The 14756-nt window shown below is 70.5% G+C and carries 13 protein-coding genes; 6 read left to right on the forward strand and 7 right to left on the reverse strand.

Features of this window, described 5'->3' with window-relative positions:
* The 5 genes from AACL56_RS27165 to AACL56_RS27185 all read right to left on the reverse strand — a co-directional run bounded on the left by AACL56_RS27165 (position 1) and on the right by AACL56_RS27185 (position 5757).
* Positions 1–1005, reverse strand: coding sequence for a Bug family tripartite tricarboxylate transporter substrate binding protein (locus AACL56_RS27165; RefSeq protein ID WP_339093090.1), 1005 nt, complete (start codon positions 1003–1005; stop codon positions 1–3).
* A gap of 56 nt (positions 1006–1061) precedes the next feature.
* The gene (locus AACL56_RS27170; RefSeq protein WP_339093091.1) at positions 1062–1871 is read right to left on the reverse strand and encodes an enoyl-CoA hydratase/isomerase family protein; all 810 of its coding nucleotides are present in this window, start codon (positions 1869–1871) and stop codon (positions 1062–1064) included.
* A complete protein-coding gene (locus AACL56_RS27175) occupies positions 1868–3739 on the reverse strand; it encodes an acyl-CoA synthetase (RefSeq protein WP_339093092.1) in 1872 nt (623 codons plus the stop codon). The genes AACL56_RS27170 and AACL56_RS27175 overlap by 4 nt, the downstream gene beginning before the upstream one ends.
* A gap of 127 nt (positions 3740–3866) precedes the next feature.
* A complete protein-coding gene (locus AACL56_RS27180) occupies positions 3867–4673 on the reverse strand; it encodes an SDR family NAD(P)-dependent oxidoreductase (RefSeq protein ID WP_339093093.1) in 807 nt (268 codons plus the stop codon).
* 127 nt (positions 4674–4800) lie between these two features.
* A complete protein-coding gene (locus tag AACL56_RS27185) occupies positions 4801–5757 on the reverse strand; it encodes a GlxA family transcriptional regulator (protein WP_339093094.1) in 957 nt (318 codons plus the stop codon).
* Between the two features lie 111 nt (positions 5758–5868).
* On the opposite strand from AACL56_RS27185, the gene AACL56_RS27190 reads away from it, so the two are divergent.
* Entirely contained in the window at positions 5869–6402 is a 534-nt protein-coding gene (locus AACL56_RS27190) for an MOSC domain-containing protein (protein ID WP_339093095.1), read from the forward strand.
* A gap of 120 nt (positions 6403–6522) precedes the next feature.
* On the opposite strand, the gene AACL56_RS27195 is transcribed toward AACL56_RS27190, so the two are convergent.
* The gene (locus tag AACL56_RS27195; protein ID WP_339093096.1) at positions 6523–9552 is read right to left on the reverse strand and encodes an EAL domain-containing protein; all 3030 of its coding nucleotides are present in this window, start codon (positions 9550–9552) and stop codon (positions 6523–6525) included.
* Entirely contained in the window at positions 9549–10565 is a 1017-nt protein-coding gene (locus AACL56_RS27200; RefSeq protein WP_339095247.1) for a TRAP transporter substrate-binding protein, read from the reverse strand. The genes AACL56_RS27195 and AACL56_RS27200 overlap by 4 nt, the downstream gene beginning before the upstream one ends.
* A gap of 249 nt (positions 10566–10814) precedes the next feature.
* Between AACL56_RS27200 and AACL56_RS27205 the strand changes: the two genes are divergently transcribed.
* The 5 genes from AACL56_RS27205 (at position 10815) to AACL56_RS27225 (ending at position 14744) form a co-directional block, all read left to right on the forward strand.
* The gene (locus tag AACL56_RS27205) at positions 10815–12056 is read left to right on the forward strand and encodes an MFS transporter (RefSeq protein ID WP_425337085.1); all 1242 of its coding nucleotides are present in this window, start codon (positions 10815–10817) and stop codon (positions 12054–12056) included.
* A gap of 241 nt (positions 12057–12297) precedes the next feature.
* Entirely contained in the window at positions 12298–13017 is a 720-nt protein-coding gene (locus tag AACL56_RS27210) for a Crp/Fnr family transcriptional regulator (RefSeq protein ID WP_339093097.1), read from the forward strand.
* Between the two features lie 35 nt (positions 13018–13052).
* Entirely contained in the window at positions 13053–13757 is a 705-nt protein-coding gene (locus AACL56_RS27215) for a Crp/Fnr family transcriptional regulator (RefSeq protein ID WP_339093098.1), read from the forward strand.
* A gap of 297 nt (positions 13758–14054) precedes the next feature.
* Entirely contained in the window at positions 14055–14246 is a 192-nt protein-coding gene (locus AACL56_RS27220) for a hypothetical protein (protein ID WP_339093099.1), read from the forward strand.
* 57 nt (positions 14247–14303) lie between these two features.
* Positions 14304–14744: a hypothetical protein gene (locus tag AACL56_RS27225; protein WP_339093100.1), complete on the forward strand. Its 441-nt coding sequence runs from the start codon at positions 14304–14306 to the stop codon at positions 14742–14744.
* Positions 14745–14756: the final 12 nt, after the last annotated feature.

Below are 14756 nucleotides of genomic sequence, written 5' to 3' on the forward strand. Positions count from 1 at the left end.
TCAGTCTCCCTTGAAGCCCGTGGCCGCCACCACCTTCTGCCAGCGCACCGCCTCGGCCGCGATCATCTGCCGCGCATCGGCCGCGCTGGTGCCCGCGATGCTGAAGCCGGCCTCCTCGAGCCGGCGGCGCACCTCGGGCGCCTGCACCGCGGCCACCGCCTGCGCGTTGAGCTTGTCGAGCACCGCCTGCGGCGTGCCTGCCGGCGCGAACAGCACGAACCAGGCGGAGAAATCGGCCTTGGGGAAGCCCGATTCGGTGAATGTGGGCACGGCCGGCAGCAGCGGCAAGCGCTGCGGCGCGGTGGTGGCCAGCGCGCGCATCTTCTCGCCCTTGACCTGCGCCATGGCCAGCGCGGTCGACACGAAGGCCGCCTGCACGTCGCCCGCGATGATGGCCGTGACCGCGTCGCCGGTGGCGCGGAAGTGCACCGGCTCCACCTTGAAGCCGCCCTGCTCCGCGAACATCTCGGCGCCGAAATGCCCCGGCGTGCCCGCGCCGAAGGTGCCGAAGTTGACCTTGTCCTTCTCGGCCCTTGCCATCTTCACGAAGTCGGCGACCGTCCTGGCGGGCGAGTTGTTGGGCACCACCAGGATGAAGTCGGTGCGCACCACCTCCGACACCGGCACCAGCTCGCGCACCGGGTCGTACGCCAGTCTGGAGAACGCGGCGGGCGCGATGCTGATGGCGCTTACGTCGGCGATGAGCAGCGTGTAGCCGTCGGCCGGGCTCTTGGCGACGAACTGCGCGGCAATCTGCCCGCCCGCCCCCGCGCGGTTCTCGATGACCACCGGCTGGCCGATGGTTTCGCCCAGCCGCTGCCCGAGCACGCGCGTGAGCACGTCGGGGCCGGCGCCCGGCGCGAAGCCCACGGCGAGCCGCACGGGCCGCGACGGGTACGCCTGCGCGAACGCAAGCGGCGGGAAGGCCGCTGCCCCCAGTGTGGCCAGGGACGCCGCGGCGCCAGCGGTGAGGCACCCTCTGCGGGTCATCTGCTTGTGGTTCATGGGTTTGTCTCCGTTGGTCTTGAATCGAATCCGCCGGCGCGCCCGCCGCCGCTTGCCTACTGCCCGGTGTAGCCGGGGCTGCGCTTCTCCATGAAGGCGCGCGGCCCTTCGCGCGCATCGGCGCTGGCGAACACGGCCTTCTTCGCGCGGTCCTCGAGCCGGTAGCCGACATCGAGCGGCACGCCGTTGGCTTCCGTCGCGGTCTGCTTCACCGCCTGCACGGCGAGCGGGCCATTGCCGGCGATCTGCAGCGCGATCTCGCGTGCCTTCTCCATGAGCCGCTCGGGCGGCACCACGTGGTTGACCAGCCCGCACTGCAGCGCCGCCTGCGCGTCCATGGGACGGCCGGTGAGCATGAATTCCATCGCGCGCGCATGGCCGATCTGCCGGGGCAGCCGCACCATCGAACCCGCAAACGGGATCAGCGCGCGCTGCACTTCGGGCAGGCCGAAGCTCGCATGGGCGGCGGCCACGCGGATGTCGGTGCCCAGCATGGTCTCGAAGCCCGCGGCCATGCAGGCGCCGTTGATGGCGGCGATCACCGGCTTGTGCAGCGCGAAGTCGCGCAGCGAGGAAGCCGCCAGCACCAGCGGATCGGCGAGCATGCGGCGCTCGAAGTCGTCGGCCGGCGCGCGGTCGCCGGTCATCAGCGGCAGCGTGGTCGCCAGGTCGCCGCCCGCGCAGAAGGCCCGCTCGCCCGCGCCGGTGAGGATGGCCACGCGCAGCTGCGCGTCGGCGCGGAAATCGACGAAGGCATCGGCCAGCAGGCACAGCATGCGCGGCGTGAGCGCGTTGCGCGCCTCGGGCCGCTCGAGCGTGATGGTGGCGACGTGGCCCTGCTTCTCGTAGCGGATGTCGCCGGTCATGCCCCGGCTCCTTCCACGTCGTGCAGGCGGCAGTTCAGCGCGAACGCGCCCAGCAGCTGACGCACCTGCGCCGCGGCGTCGGGCCCGCCGCCGGCCAGCGTGCAATGCACCACCAGCCCCTTGCCCTCCGCGCGCACATCGACCTCCACCTTCGACGCCAGCGCGCTGCGCGCGAGGCGGTCTTCCACCACCCAGCGGATCGCCATGGCGCGCAGCGTGGGCTTGTAGAGCTTGCCGATCGCGGTGACGGGCAAGGCGTCGAGGATGAAGATCGCCTTCGGGTACGCCGGCCGTTCCGGAATGCGCGCCTGCGCGAAGGCCGCCAGCGCCTCGCTGTCGACGGTGCGGCCCGCGCGCAGCGACACGTAGGCCACCGGCACCTCGCCCGCGTATTCGTCGGGCGCGCCCACCGCCGCGGCCAGCAGCACGTCGGGGTGCGCCATCAGCGCGTCCTCGATCACCACCGGATCGATGTTGTGGCTGCTGCGGATGATGAGGTCCTTCGAGCGCCCGGTGACGAACACGCGTCCCTGCGCGTCGATACGGCCCACGTCGCCCGTCACCAGCCAGCCGCCCTCGACCAGCACGCCGGCGTTGTTGCCGGCGTCGGTGTAGCCCGGCCCCACGTTCGGCCCCTGGATCTGCAGGATGCCCTCCTGCCCGCCCGCCAGCGGCGCGCCGGTGTCGTCGGCCACGCGCACCCGCGTGAACGGCAGCGGCCAGCCCACCGAGCCCGCCACGCGCGGCGCGCCCGCGGGTTCGATGGCGATCACGCCGCCGCACTCCGTCATGCCCAGGATGTTGCGCACCGCGATGCCGGTCTTCTGTTCGAAGGCGTCGGCCAGGTCGGTCGGCAGCGGCGAGCCGCCCGTGAGCAGGCAGCGCACGCGGGACAGGTCCTCGCCCTGCGTCGCCACGCCCAGCAGCGTGGACATGACGGTGGGCACCGCCGCCAGCAGCGTCACGCCATGCAGCGCCACGAAGCGCCAGTAGGCCTGCATGAAGGCGGTGTTGCGCAGGCCCTGCAGCGTGGGCAGCACCACTTCGCCGCCCGCGAGCAACGTCGACAGGCCGTACACGAAGGAGCCCGCCACGTGGAACAGCGGAAAGCCGTTGAGCACCACGTCGTGCGCCGTGGTGCCGTACATGCGCGCCGCGCCCCAGGCCGCATGCAGCTGGTTGCCGTGCGTGTGCTGCGCGAGCTTGGGGCGCCCGGTGGTGCCGCCGGTGTGGAACAGCGCGGCGATGCGGTGCGCATCGGGTTCGCGCGCGCGCTGCAGCGGTGCGTCCGACTGGCGCGCGAGCAGTTCGTCGAAGTCGAGCGCGCCCGCGGGCTCCTGCGCCTGCCCACCCGCACCGCCCGCGCCGACCGCGATCACGTGCGCCAGCGACCTGCACCGCTCACGCAGCCCGGGCACGCGCGACCAGATGTCCAGCTCGGGGTTCGGCCCCAGCGCGACCAGCACGTTCACCCGGGCCGCGTCGATCAGCTCGGCGATGTGCGCCTCGCCCAGCAGGTAGTTGATGGGGCAGGCCACGCCGGCCGCCTCGGCGCCCCACAGCGTGAAGTAGGCCTCGGGAATGGCCGGCAGCAGGAAGGCCACGCGCGGCTCGTCGTCGCCGCACAGCGCGGTGAACGCGCGCGCCGCGCGGCGCACCTGCGCCACCATCTGCGCGTGCGTCCAGTGCAGGGGCGCCTCCGACGGGTCGGCGCTGCGGATGAAGGTGATGGCGCGGCGCTGCGGGTGCTGGCGCGCCGCGTCTTCGAGTGCGTCGAGCACATCCGCGTGCGGCATGAAGGCCGCATGGGGTGCCGATTCGGTTTGCCGGATGTCTTCCAGGCTCGCGATGCCGGTGGCTGCTCTCACGCATGCGCTCCCAGGTCAGAGGTCGGAGGGCGCCCGTTGCCGGGCGAATGTCTGACCGGGAGCGTAAGCAGCCGCGGGCGCGGCGTCTGTCCACCGCGAGGGGGACAGGCTTAACCCTGAGGCGCGGCTACGCCGCGGCGCGCACGCCGTAGCGCGCGGCCGGCGAGGTGCTCGACAGCCGGCCCGACATCGCCCGGCGCGCCGCCTCGAAGGCGTTCCACTCATCCTGGCTCGGCAGCGCCGGAATGGTCACCTGCTCGCCCTGATCGAGCCCCGCGAGCGAGGCGTCGACCATGTCCTCGGCCGTCATCACCCATTCGCGCGGCACGTTGTGCAGCGGCAGTCCGGCCGCGTCCCAGAAACCGGTGGCGGTGGCGCCCGGCAGCACCGCCTGCACGCGCACGCCCTTGTCCGCCAGTTCGTGCTGCAGCGACTGGCTCAGTGCCAGCACGAAGGCCTTGCTGCCGCCATACACGCCGTTGAGCGTTTCCGGCGAGATCGCCACGATGGAGGCGATGTTCACCAGCGTGCCCGCGCCGCGCGCCACGAAGCCCGGCACCGCGGCATAGGTGAGCCGCGTGAGCACGCCCACGTTGAGCGCGATCATGGCTTCCATCGTGTCGATGTCCGACGCCAGCAGCGGCGCGGTGGCGCCCACGCCGGCGTTGTTCACCAGCATCGCGATGTCGGCGCGCGTGCGCAGCACCGCTTCCACGCGCGCAATGTCGCCCTTGTCGGTGAGGTCGGCGGCAAGCACCTCGACCTTGCGGCCGGTCTCGCCGCCCAGCCGGTCCGCCAGCGCGGCCAGGCGTTCGCGGTTGCGCGCCACCAGGATCAGGTCGAAGCCGCGGCGTGCGAGGCGGTCGGCGTACACCGCGCCGATGCCCGACGATGCGCCGGTGATGAGGGCGGTGCCCTGTGTCTTTGCAGTCATGGAACTTCCTTTGGATGCCACGTCGATGTGTGGCCATGGGGGAAGTCTGCGGCTGTAAGGCGATGGCGTAAATGTCATATAAGCCACCTTTCAGGACATTCGGCGCCGGCGCCCGCCGCGCGGTGTCTCAGGCCGTGGCCAGCGCGCCCGCCTGCTGCCGCGCGGTGCGCCGCACGCTCTGCGGAGGCTGGCCCATGGTGCGCAGGAAGGCGCGGCGCATGCGCTCGGGGTCGCCGAAGCCTGTTTCGCGCGCCACCACGCCCAGCGCGAGGTTGCCTTCGTCGATCAGCGCGCGCGCCGCCTCCACGCGCAGGCTTTCCACCGCCTGCGCGGGCGACTGGCCCGTGTCGGCCTTGAAGGCGCGGCTGAACTGGCGCGGGCTCAGGTGCGCCACTTCGGCCAGTTCCTCCACCGAGAGCGTGTCGCGCAGGTTGGCGCGCGCATGCAGCAGCGCCTGCTGGATGCGGTCGGAGCGCGGCTGCAGCTCCAGCAGCGTGGAGTACTGCGACTGCCCGCCCGCGCGCCGGTGGTACACGACCAGCTTGCGCGCCACGTAGCGCGCCGTTTCCACGCCCAGGTCCTCTTCCACCAGCGCCAGCACCAGGTCGATGCCCGCCGTCATGCCGGCCGACGTCCACACCGGCCCGTCGTTGGTGAAGATGCGGTCGGGCTGCACCTTGACGGCCGGATGGCGCTGCTGCAGCTCCTGCGCAAAGGCCCAGTGCGTGGTGGCGCGGCGCCCGTCGAGCAGGCCCGCCTCCGCCAGCCCGAAGGCGCCGGTGCAGATGCTGGCCACGCGGCGCGCGCGGCGCAGGCTGGTGCGCAGGTAGCGGCGCACCTTCTCGGAGGTGGGCAGCAGGGTGAGCGCGCCGGTCATCAGCAGCGTGTCGAACCGGGCGGTGCCGAAGCGACGGGTGTCGGCGCTCACGCCGGAAGAGCTGCGCACCATGCCGCCTTCCTCCGACAGCAGTTCGACCTGGTAGACCGGCTTGCCGGCGTGGATGTTGGCAAGCTCGAAGGCGGCGATGACCGCCAGCTCGAGCACCTGGAAACCGGGAAAGACGATCAAGCCGATGCGCTTCATGGCCATGTCCTGAAAGGAGGGTTGATTGGTATTCAGGACGCGAGCCTACCCGTTCCCGACCGGCCGGGTCCGCGGCAGGGCCATGCGCCGCAGCGTGCGCACAATGGCCGCATGCCCGACCTCCGTGAATTGACCCGCCAGTTTCCCCGTCCCGGCCGCCTCGACGCCGTGCTGCTGCGGCCCGCGCGCCGGGCGCCCGTGCTATCGGTCGCGCAGGCGCTGGTGCTCGAAGGCCGCGGCCTGCAGGGCGACCGCAGCAGCCAGGCCGCGAAGCCGGGCGGACGGCGCCAGGTCACGCTGATGCAGGCCGAACACCTGCCCGTGATCGCCTCGCTCTGCGCGCTGGACGATGTGGCCGCCGAGGTGCTGCGCCGCAACTTCGTCGTCTCCGGCCTGAACCTGATCGCCGCGCGCTCGCTCTTTCGCGACCAGCCGATGGTGCTGCACATCGGCGCCGACGTGGTGCTGGCCATCAGCGGCCCCTGCGAGCCGTGTTCGCGCATGGAAGAGGCGCTCGGGCCCGGCGCCTACAACGCGCTGCGCGGCCATGGCGGACTGACGGCACGGGTGCTGCAGGGCGGCACAGTGCGCGTGGGCGATGCCGTCAGCTGCCGGCCTGCGGCAGCTTCCTTTTCCGGAGGATGAACCGGCGATCGCCGCCATCGCCGCGTTCGCCAGCGTTTCCGCGCCGCCCGGTGCAGCAGGCCGGCGGTTCGGCATGACAAGCCGGGGAACGCGCGGCCGCGCTCGCGCACCGCCGCGCCCTCACTGCCGCTCGAGTTCGACCTCGTACGCTTCCAGCGGCTGCGGCAGCCCGAACAGGTAGCCCTGCCACACGCGGCAGCCGTGGCGCTCCAGGAAGTCGCGCTGCTCCACGGTCTCGACGCCCTCGGCCACGATCTCGAGTTCGAGGTTGCGGGCCATGCCGATGATGGTCTGGATGATCAGCTCGACCTTCTGGTTCAGGCCGATGCTGTGCACGAAGAACTTGTCGATCTTGATCTGGCTCAGCGGCAGCTGCGTCATGTACGACAGCGACGAATAGCCCGTGCCGAAGTCGTCCATCGAGAAATGGATGCCCAGCGCCGCCAGCGCCTCCATCTTGCCGATGGTGTCGATCACCTTGTCGTGCAGCAGGCTCTCGGTGAGTTCGAGCTTGAGCTTGCCGGGGTCGGCGCCGGTGCGCGCGAGCACCAGGCGCACCTGGTCGACGAAATCCTCTTCGCGGAACTGCCGCGCGCTCACGTTCACCGACAGGTAGAGGCGGCTGCGGTGCGGATCGTCGCGCCACGCGGCCAGCTGCATGCAGGCCGTCTCGAGCACCCACAGCCCGAGCGGAATGATGAGCCCGGTGTCCTCGGCCACGTCGATGAACTCGCGCGGCAGCAGCAGGCCGCGCACCGGATGGCGCCAGCGCACCAGCACCTCGGCGCCGATCACGTGGTCGGCGCAGGTGATCTGGCTCTGGTAGTGCAGCACGAACTGCCGCGCGGCGATGGCCGCATGCAGTTCGCTCTCGAGCGCGGCGCGCGCGGTGATGGTGGTCTGCATGCCGGCCTCGAAGAAGCGCAGCGCGTTGCCGCCGTCCGTCTTGGCGTAGTACATCGCGATGTCGGCCTGCTTGAGGACCTCTTCCATCGACGCATCCTGCGCGTCGAACAGCGTGGCGCCGATGCTGCAGGCGCTGTGGTGCTGCTGCGAGCCGAGCTGGTAGGGCTGGTTCAGCCGCTCGAGGATGGCCGCGCCCATGGTCTCGGTCTGCGAGGTGGCGATGACGGCCTGCGCGCTCAGGTCGTCCAGCATCACGACGAACTCGTCGCCGCCCAGGCGGGCCACGATGTCGCCCTCGCGCAGGCAGTCCTCGAGGCGCTGCGCGACCTGCTTGAGCATCACGTCGCCGATGTCGTGGCCCAGCGCGTCGTTCAACGTCTTGAAGTTGTCCAGGTCCAGGAACAGCAGCGCGCACAGCCGCGAGCGCCGCACCGTGGAGCCGATGGCCTGGTTCAGCCGGTCGAGCAGCAGGCGGCGGTTGGGCAGGCCGGTGAGGGTGTCGTAGAAGGCGAGATGCTCGATCTCGCGCGCCGCGAGCTTGCTCTCGGTGATGTTGCGCAGGATCACGATGAAGCGCGCGTCGACCTCGCCGTCGACCGACTTGCGCGACACCGAAATCTCGAACCATGCCTTGTCGTGCGCGCCGCGCCGCTCGAACTGGCGGCCGGAGGACGAGCCCGTGATATGGGCCTCGTGCAGCGCACTCATGACCTCGGCCGCGGCCTCCGCGGGCAGCAGGTCGGACAGGGTACGGCCGACCGGGTCCTCGGCGCCGATGCCGATCTCCGCGCCGGGAAACGGCGCACGCGGCGAATGGAAGCCGTGGCAGCGGCCGTCGAGGCCGACCTCGAGCAGCAGGTCGGGCAGCGCGTCGAGCGTGGCCTGCAGCTGTGCCTTGCTTTCGACGATCGCGGCCGTGTGGCGGCGCTTCTCGGTGATGTCCTGGTACACGCACACGGTGCCGCCGTCGGGCGTGCGGCTGCGCGTCGCGCGGACAACCTGGCCGTTCTTCAGCAGCGCCTCCTGTTCGGAGTGCGGCTGGGCCATCTGCGGGACGTTGAGGGCGGTCCAGTCGGCCGGGCCGCGCTGGTGCACCACGTGGCGGGCGGTCTCGTCCATGATCCGGCGGAACGGAAGCCGCGGCGCGATCATGGCCTCGACCCAGGGAAACATGCGCACGAAACTGCGGTTCCAGGTGAGGACGCGGTTGTCGGCATCGAGCAGGATGAAGCCGTCGATCATCGATTCCAGCGCCTGGTCGAGCGTGGCCTTCGACTGCACCAGCTCCATGCCCGCGCGCCACTGCCGGCGCAGCTGCACGTGCGTGAAGCGCGCCACCACCAGGATCATCAGCCCGATGATCGCGGCGGTCCAGGCGATCAGGTCGCGCTCGCGGCGCCAGTCCTGCAGCGCCGCTTCGAGCGGGATGCTCGCCACGATCAGCAGGTTGCGGTGCAGGGTCGGCCGCGCCACGACGATGGCCGGCAGGCCGCTCAGGCGCGACGCCATGCGCGAGGGCTTGCCGTCGCTGGTCTGCTCGTGCAGCGGCGGCTCGATCTGCCGGCCGGTGAGGTCGTCGCGCGGCGGCAGGCTGGTCAGCAGCGGGCCGGCGTCGCGTTCGAGCGTCACCTCGAGCCCGCGGATGCCCGCGCCCTGCGTCATGATGGTCGTCAGCAGCGAGAGCTGCACCTCGGCCACCGCCAGCACGCGCGTGCCGTCCGACAGCGTCAGCGCGCGCGCGAAGAGCAGCACCTTCTGCGAGGTCACGGAGCTGGCGGTGGGCGGGCTGATGGCCAGCGTCGACACCGGGCTGGCCAGCACGCCTTCCACGAAGCCCGGCGGCAGCACCAGCGGCAGGCCCGCGCCGCGCCGGTCGGTGGAGGCGATCACGGTGCCCTCGCCGTCGACGAAGGCGACATGGCGCACCAGCAGGTTCTGCCGGACCACGTCGTCCAGCAGCTGGTGGATCTGCCGCTGGCCGACAACGGATTCCATGCTCTCGTGCGTGGCGCTGCGCAGCAGCTCGTTCGCGCCGGCCAACAGCATGTCGATGCTCAGCAACGCGCGGTTCAGCGCCGCCTCGGAGCCGCCGACGAAGCGCATGGCCTGGCTCTCGTGGTCGGAAATCGCCTTCTGGCGCGCCTCCCAGATGATGGCGGTGGCCACGGCGGCCACGGTCACGAGAAACAGCACCGCCACGCCATACACGATGGCGGTCACCCGGCGCGGAACGTACGACTTCACTGGGCTGTCTGCGCGCGCAGGCCGACCACCGGTCCCAGCGTCTGGTTCCAGACCGTGGCGCAGACGGCACCGCAGCGTTGCACCCAGCCCGGCAGCACGCGGGTCGCGAAGATCTCGCGGCGCCGGACCTGGTCCTGCGGCGACGGGCGCACGGCCACCATGCGCCCCTTGATCGGCTTGCTGCAGCCCGGCGCGCCGGTGTTGCAGGCAATGCCTTCCTCGGTCTCGTATTCCGACTGGGCCCACACCGCCGCCTCGAGCCGCGGCAGTTCCTTGCGCAGCAGGCCCTGCAGGTCGGCCGGCAGCGCGTTGAGGCTTTCGCGGTTGGCGGCGAACACGGCCACGCCCCAGTTCAGGGGCATGGCATAGATGGCGGTGGTCACCTCGTGCAGGCCGAGCGTGTGGCCCGACATGGTGCCGGTGATGGCGCATTCGGTGTTGCCCGACTTCATGTTGGCCATGATCTGGGCGAATTCCGTGTAGACCGGCGTGCCGCCGAGCGCCGAGACGAAATCGGCCTGCGTCGCACTCGACACGCGGGTGCGGCGGCCCGCCAGGTCCGACAGCTGGCGCACCGGCTTGTTGCAGAACACCTCCTGCGCCGGGTAGATGTACACGGCCAGCAGCTCCACGCCGTAGCGTTCACGCAGGGTCTCGGTCAGGTAAGGCCGGAAAGCGGCGACCACGCGGCGCAGCGTGGCGATGTCGGGGCTCAGGCCGGCCATGTCGGCGGCACCCAGCTCGGGGAACTGCAGCGACATCTGGCTCATGAGCGCGGTGCCGAAGGGCACCACGCCCAGCTGCATGAGATTGAGCATCTCCTGGCCCGGCACGCCCGCCCGGTCGAAGGGCACGATGCTGGCGGTGTAGCGTCCGCCCGACAGGGTGGAGAGGTCGCGCGTCCAGAACTGCTCCTCGTGCCGGGTGTACTGCGTGACGCCGCCCAGCCCGCCGACGATGCGCAGGCGCTGCTCGGGCGCCGTCTGTGCGTGGCACAGGGATGCGAAGAACATCAGGAGGCCGACAAGGTAAGCCACGTTGGAATCGCCGTTCGAGCAGCGCCGGGGCGCGGAAAATTTCGGGTTTTTCATCATGACACAGGATCGACGGGGTACCCCCCGCGAAACTACCCCTGCAAATCATGCCGGGCGCTGCCGATATACCTCGGCCCCTCGGTCTCCCCGCCAGCGCTCCACGCGATTGCCGCCACCGCCAATCGGCAGGCGCCGCCCCGGCAGCCGCGCCACACAATGGGCGCTCCCATGACGCCTTCCCAGACTCCCGGCACCTCGCAGGCCGAGGCGGATGCCTCCAGCCCGGTACACGCCCATTGGCAGCGCAACCTCGCCGTGTGCATGTTCGGCTCGTTCACCACCATCATCGCGATGACGCTGCTGCTGCCCTTCCTGCCGCTGTATGTCGAGCAGCTCGGCGTGAAGGACCATGCGGCCATCGTGCAATGGTCGGGCGCGGCCTACGGCGCCACCTTCCTGAGCGCGGCACTCGTGGCGCCGCTCTGGGGCCGGCTGGCCGACCGCTACGGGCGCAAGCCGATGCTGATCCGCGCGAGCCTGGGCATGTCGGTGGCGATGGCGCTGATCGGCATCGCGGGCAACGTGTGGCAGCTGGTCGGCCTGCGGCTGCTGGCCGGGCTGCTGGGCGGCTACGCCTCGGGCTCGATGGTGCTGGTGGCCACGCAGACGCCGAAGACGCGCACCGGCTGGGCGCTGGGCACGATGTCCTCGGCCATCATGGCCGGCAACCTGGTCGGGCCGCCGGTGGGTGGCGTGCTGCCGCCGCTCATCGGCATCCGAGCCACCTTCTTCGCCGCGGGCGCGATGATCTTCATTGCATTCCTGGCCACCGCCTTCCTCATCCGCGAAGAGAAGAGGCCGCACGCCGCGTCGAAGAAGGCCGACGCCCCGGACGCCGGCTGGGCCGCCGTGCCCGACAAGCGCCCGCTGGTCGCCATGCTGTTCACCGGCATGCTGCTGATGCTGGCGAACATGTCGATCGAGCCGATCATCACCGTCTACGTGGCCACGCTGGTCGACGACCCGGACCGGGTCACGATGATGGCGGGGCTGGTGATGTCGGCCGCCGCGCTCGGCAGCATCCTGTCGGCCTCGCGGCTGGGCAAGCTGGCCGACCGCGTGGGCCACTGGAACGTGATCGTCGGCTGCCTCGCGGTGTCGGCGCTGCTGCTGGTGCCGCAGGCCTTCGTCACCTCGGGCTGGCAGCTGGTGGCGCTGCGCTTCCTGATGGGGCTGTCCCTGGGCGGGCTGCTGCCGTGCATCGCCAGCGTGATCCGCCACAACGTGCCCGAGCGCGTGGCCGGCAACATGCTCGGCTACTCGACCTCCGCGCAGTACACCGGCCAGGTGGCGGGGCCGCTGCTGGGTGGCTTCGTGGGCGGGCACATCGGCATGCGCGCCGTGTTCCTCGGCACCTGCGTGCTGATGGCCGCGGGTGCCGGCTGGAACTGGCTGGCGAAGCGGCGCTGACCCGGCACGGCGCGCGCCGGTGCAGCCGCCGGCGGCATCACGGAAGGGCCGCGCCGCATCCTTGTGCGCTGGGCGCACCATACGGCCGGCGCCCGGCACCGCGCGCGCAACCTCCAGGAAACGAGCTGTCCCGAGCCCCGTTATGTTCGCTAACGCACAGACATCCGCATCATTTTGCGCGGTAATCCGCGGTTTTTCGCGAAGAATGGTTCGCACGATGGGTGCACCGGGGGGCTTATCGATGGTGACGTTGGCGCAGGCGCGCCAGAACAGCTTGCTGGCCGCACTCGACGTGGCCGATGCCGAGCGATGGCTGCGGCAGCTCGAGGCGGTGGAACTGCCGCTTGGCGCCGTCCTTCATGAGCCGCGCGCGCCGATCGAGTACGTCTACTTTCCCGCGACGGCCATCATCTCCATGCTGTGCGTCCTTGAAAACGGCGCGTCCGCCGAGATCGCGGTGGTCGGCATGGAGGGCATCGTCGGCATCTCGGCGGTCATGAGCGGACTGGCCAGCGTAGACCGTGCCGTCGTCCAGCGCGCCGGCCAGGGGTTCCGGCTCAGGGCCAGAGTGCTGCAGGACGAATTCGGCCGCATCGAAAGCGTGCGGCGGCCGATGCTGCGATTCACGCAGGCGCTGCTCGCCCAGACCTCGCAGACGGCGGTCTGCAACCGGCACCACACCCTGGACCAGCAGCTGTGCCGCTGGATCCTGATGAGCCTGGACCGGCTCAGCGGCGATGAACTGGCGGTGACGCAGGAACTGATCGCCAACATGCTTGGCGTGCGGCGCGAAGGCGTGACCGAGGCCGCGATCCGGCTGCAGGCCGCGGGGCTCATCAGGTACAGCCGGGGGCGGATCTCGGTGCTGAACCGGCCGGGCCTGGAGCAACGCGCGTGCGGATGCTATGCAGTGGTCCGGAGCGAGTACAGTCGGCTTCTGCCGGTGCGGTCAGCGCATTAGCCCAACCCGAGCGCACCGGCGCGAGCGGAGCGCACATGACAACCGCATCGGCCGATTCGGACAACGCCCTCGTCGAACTCCTCCCGGCTGCGGATCGCGCGAACTTCATCGCCCACTGCGAGCCGGTCGCGCTCAAGCTGGGCCAGGTGCTGCACACGCCTGACTCGGACACCGCCTTCGCCTACTTTCCCACCAGGGGGTTCATCTCGGTCGTCGCGCCGCTTGCGAGCACACCCGGCCTCGAGGTCGGCATGGTGGGCAACGAAGGCATGGTGAGCGCCCAGTTGATCCTCGGCGTGGGCGAGTCGCCGTTCCGCGCGGTCGTTCAGGGTGCCGGCGACGCTCTTCGCATCTCTGCCTCGGACCTGCGGGAGCAGCTCGGCGAATGCCCGCGCCTCAAGGCGGTGCTCGACCGCTACGTCGCGGTGCTGATACGGCAGTTCGCCACCTCCGCCATCTGCGTGCGCTACCACGCCATCCGTCCGCGCCTGGCACGCTGGCTCCTGATGTGCCAGGACCGCGCCCATACGGACAGCTTCCGCATGACGCACGAGTTCCTCGCGTACATGCTCGGCGTGCGACGTGCGGGCGTGACCCAGGCGGCCGGCGCGCTGCAGGCCGCGGGCACGATCCGGTATGTCCGCGGCACGCTGACCGTGCTCGACCGCGACGGCCTCGAGCGCACCGCGTGCGCCTGCTACCGGGCCGACCGGCTTGCCTTCTCGAGCCTGCTGCGCTGACGGCTCTCCGCTGGAGCACCGCGCCGGCCGCGATGCAGCGCCTACCACCCGCACGCACCGCAGATCCACATCGAACAAAGTGGCCGCTATGTTCGATACCGTACAGACAAAATCTTTCTCTTCTGAATAGCGGCTGACGACCACCGATGTACATTTGCCCTCGGGCGCCAGAGCTCGTCGCGTCTTGACGGGAGCCGTGGGCCTTGCCAGACGCAGTGCGTGAGGAGCATTCGTGGAGGGAGACGGCCTGCGATGAAGTTGAAGACGCCTTTGTGCTTTCGTGACCGATTCGAATTCGTGATCGACATCGATGCGAGTACCGAAACTGCGCCGCAGACGGCCACCGGCTGTCGCGCAGAGATCTACGACCGATGCCAGCTGGTGGCTGTCCTCCATCTCCGCGAGAACGTGGCGCGCCTCGAGATCGCCGAAATCGCGCTGCGCCGGTGCATTGCGTTCGCCGAGGCCCGCATCAGGCAGACAGGCTGATGCACCGCGATGCAGCCGGTGCACGCTCGTGGAAAACGAGTACAGGAGTCAGGTTTGGTGAAGAAGACGATGCCGGATGGGGAGCCGGCCACACGCCGCGCCTCGTCGGCGGCGAGCGTCGGCATCGGTGACCGGCAGGCGTCCTCCGATGCCGCGACAGGTCCGGAAACCTGTTCGCTCGAAGCCACCATGAAGCGCCGCGACGAACTGCTGGAAGAAGCGCTCGGCTGCCTGCGCACGGCAGTGAGGGACATCGCGGATGCCCTCGAATCAGTGCTTGGCGGAATGGTCACGCGGCAACGGGCACCGGCCTCCCTGGACGAACACCATGCGTCCCTGCAGGCTCGGTCTCCGACGGTTGCAGGCTCGCTGAACGAGATCACCCTCCAGTTGCGCCAGCTCGAACTGGACGTGCGGGCCGCCCCTCGCGGCCGCCGCAGCCAGCCGCGCGGCACACCGCCCGCGAAGAGAACAGGCGGACCAGCCTCCGGGCGCTGAGCTTCATCCGGG

It is taken from the genome of Variovorax paradoxus, assembly GCF_902712855.1.
In the GTDB taxonomy this organism is placed as follows: Bacteria; Pseudomonadota; Gammaproteobacteria; order Burkholderiales; family Burkholderiaceae_C; genus Variovorax; species Variovorax paradoxus_Q.

What these genes read in the sequence shown, in the direction of transcription:
- AACL56_RS27215 (WP_339093098.1), top strand. Translation starts at nt 13,053, where the DNA reads ATGACAACCGCATCGGCCGATTCGGACAACGCCCTCGTCGAACTCCTC.
- AACL56_RS27185 (WP_339093094.1), bottom strand. Translation starts at nt 5,757, where the DNA reads ATGAAGCGCATCGGCTTGATCGTCTTTCCCGGTTTCCAGGTGCTCGAG.
- AACL56_RS27190 (WP_339093095.1), top strand. Translation starts at nt 5,869, where the DNA reads ATGCCCGACCTCCGTGAATTGACCCGCCAGTTTCCCCGTCCCGGCCGC.
- AACL56_RS27205 (WP_425337085.1), top strand. Translation starts at nt 10,815, where the DNA reads ATGACGCCTTCCCAGACTCCCGGCACCTCGCAGGCCGAGGCGGATGCC.
- AACL56_RS27165 (WP_339093090.1), bottom strand. Translation starts at nt 1,005, where the DNA reads ATGAACCACAAGCAGATGACCCGCAGAGGGTGCCTCACCGCTGGCGCC.
- AACL56_RS27180 (WP_339093093.1), bottom strand. Translation starts at nt 4,673, where the DNA reads ATGACTGCAAAGACACAGGGCACCGCCCTCATCACCGGCGCATCGTCG.
- AACL56_RS27170 (WP_339093091.1), bottom strand. Translation starts at nt 1,871, where the DNA reads ATGACCGGCGACATCCGCTACGAGAAGCAGGGCCACGTCGCCACCATC.
- AACL56_RS27210 (WP_339093097.1), top strand. Translation starts at nt 12,298, where the DNA reads ATGGTGACGTTGGCGCAGGCGCGCCAGAACAGCTTGCTGGCCGCACTC.
- AACL56_RS27200 (WP_339095247.1), bottom strand. Translation starts at nt 10,565, where the DNA reads ATGTTCTTCGCATCCCTGTGCCACGCACAGACGGCGCCCGAGCAGCGC.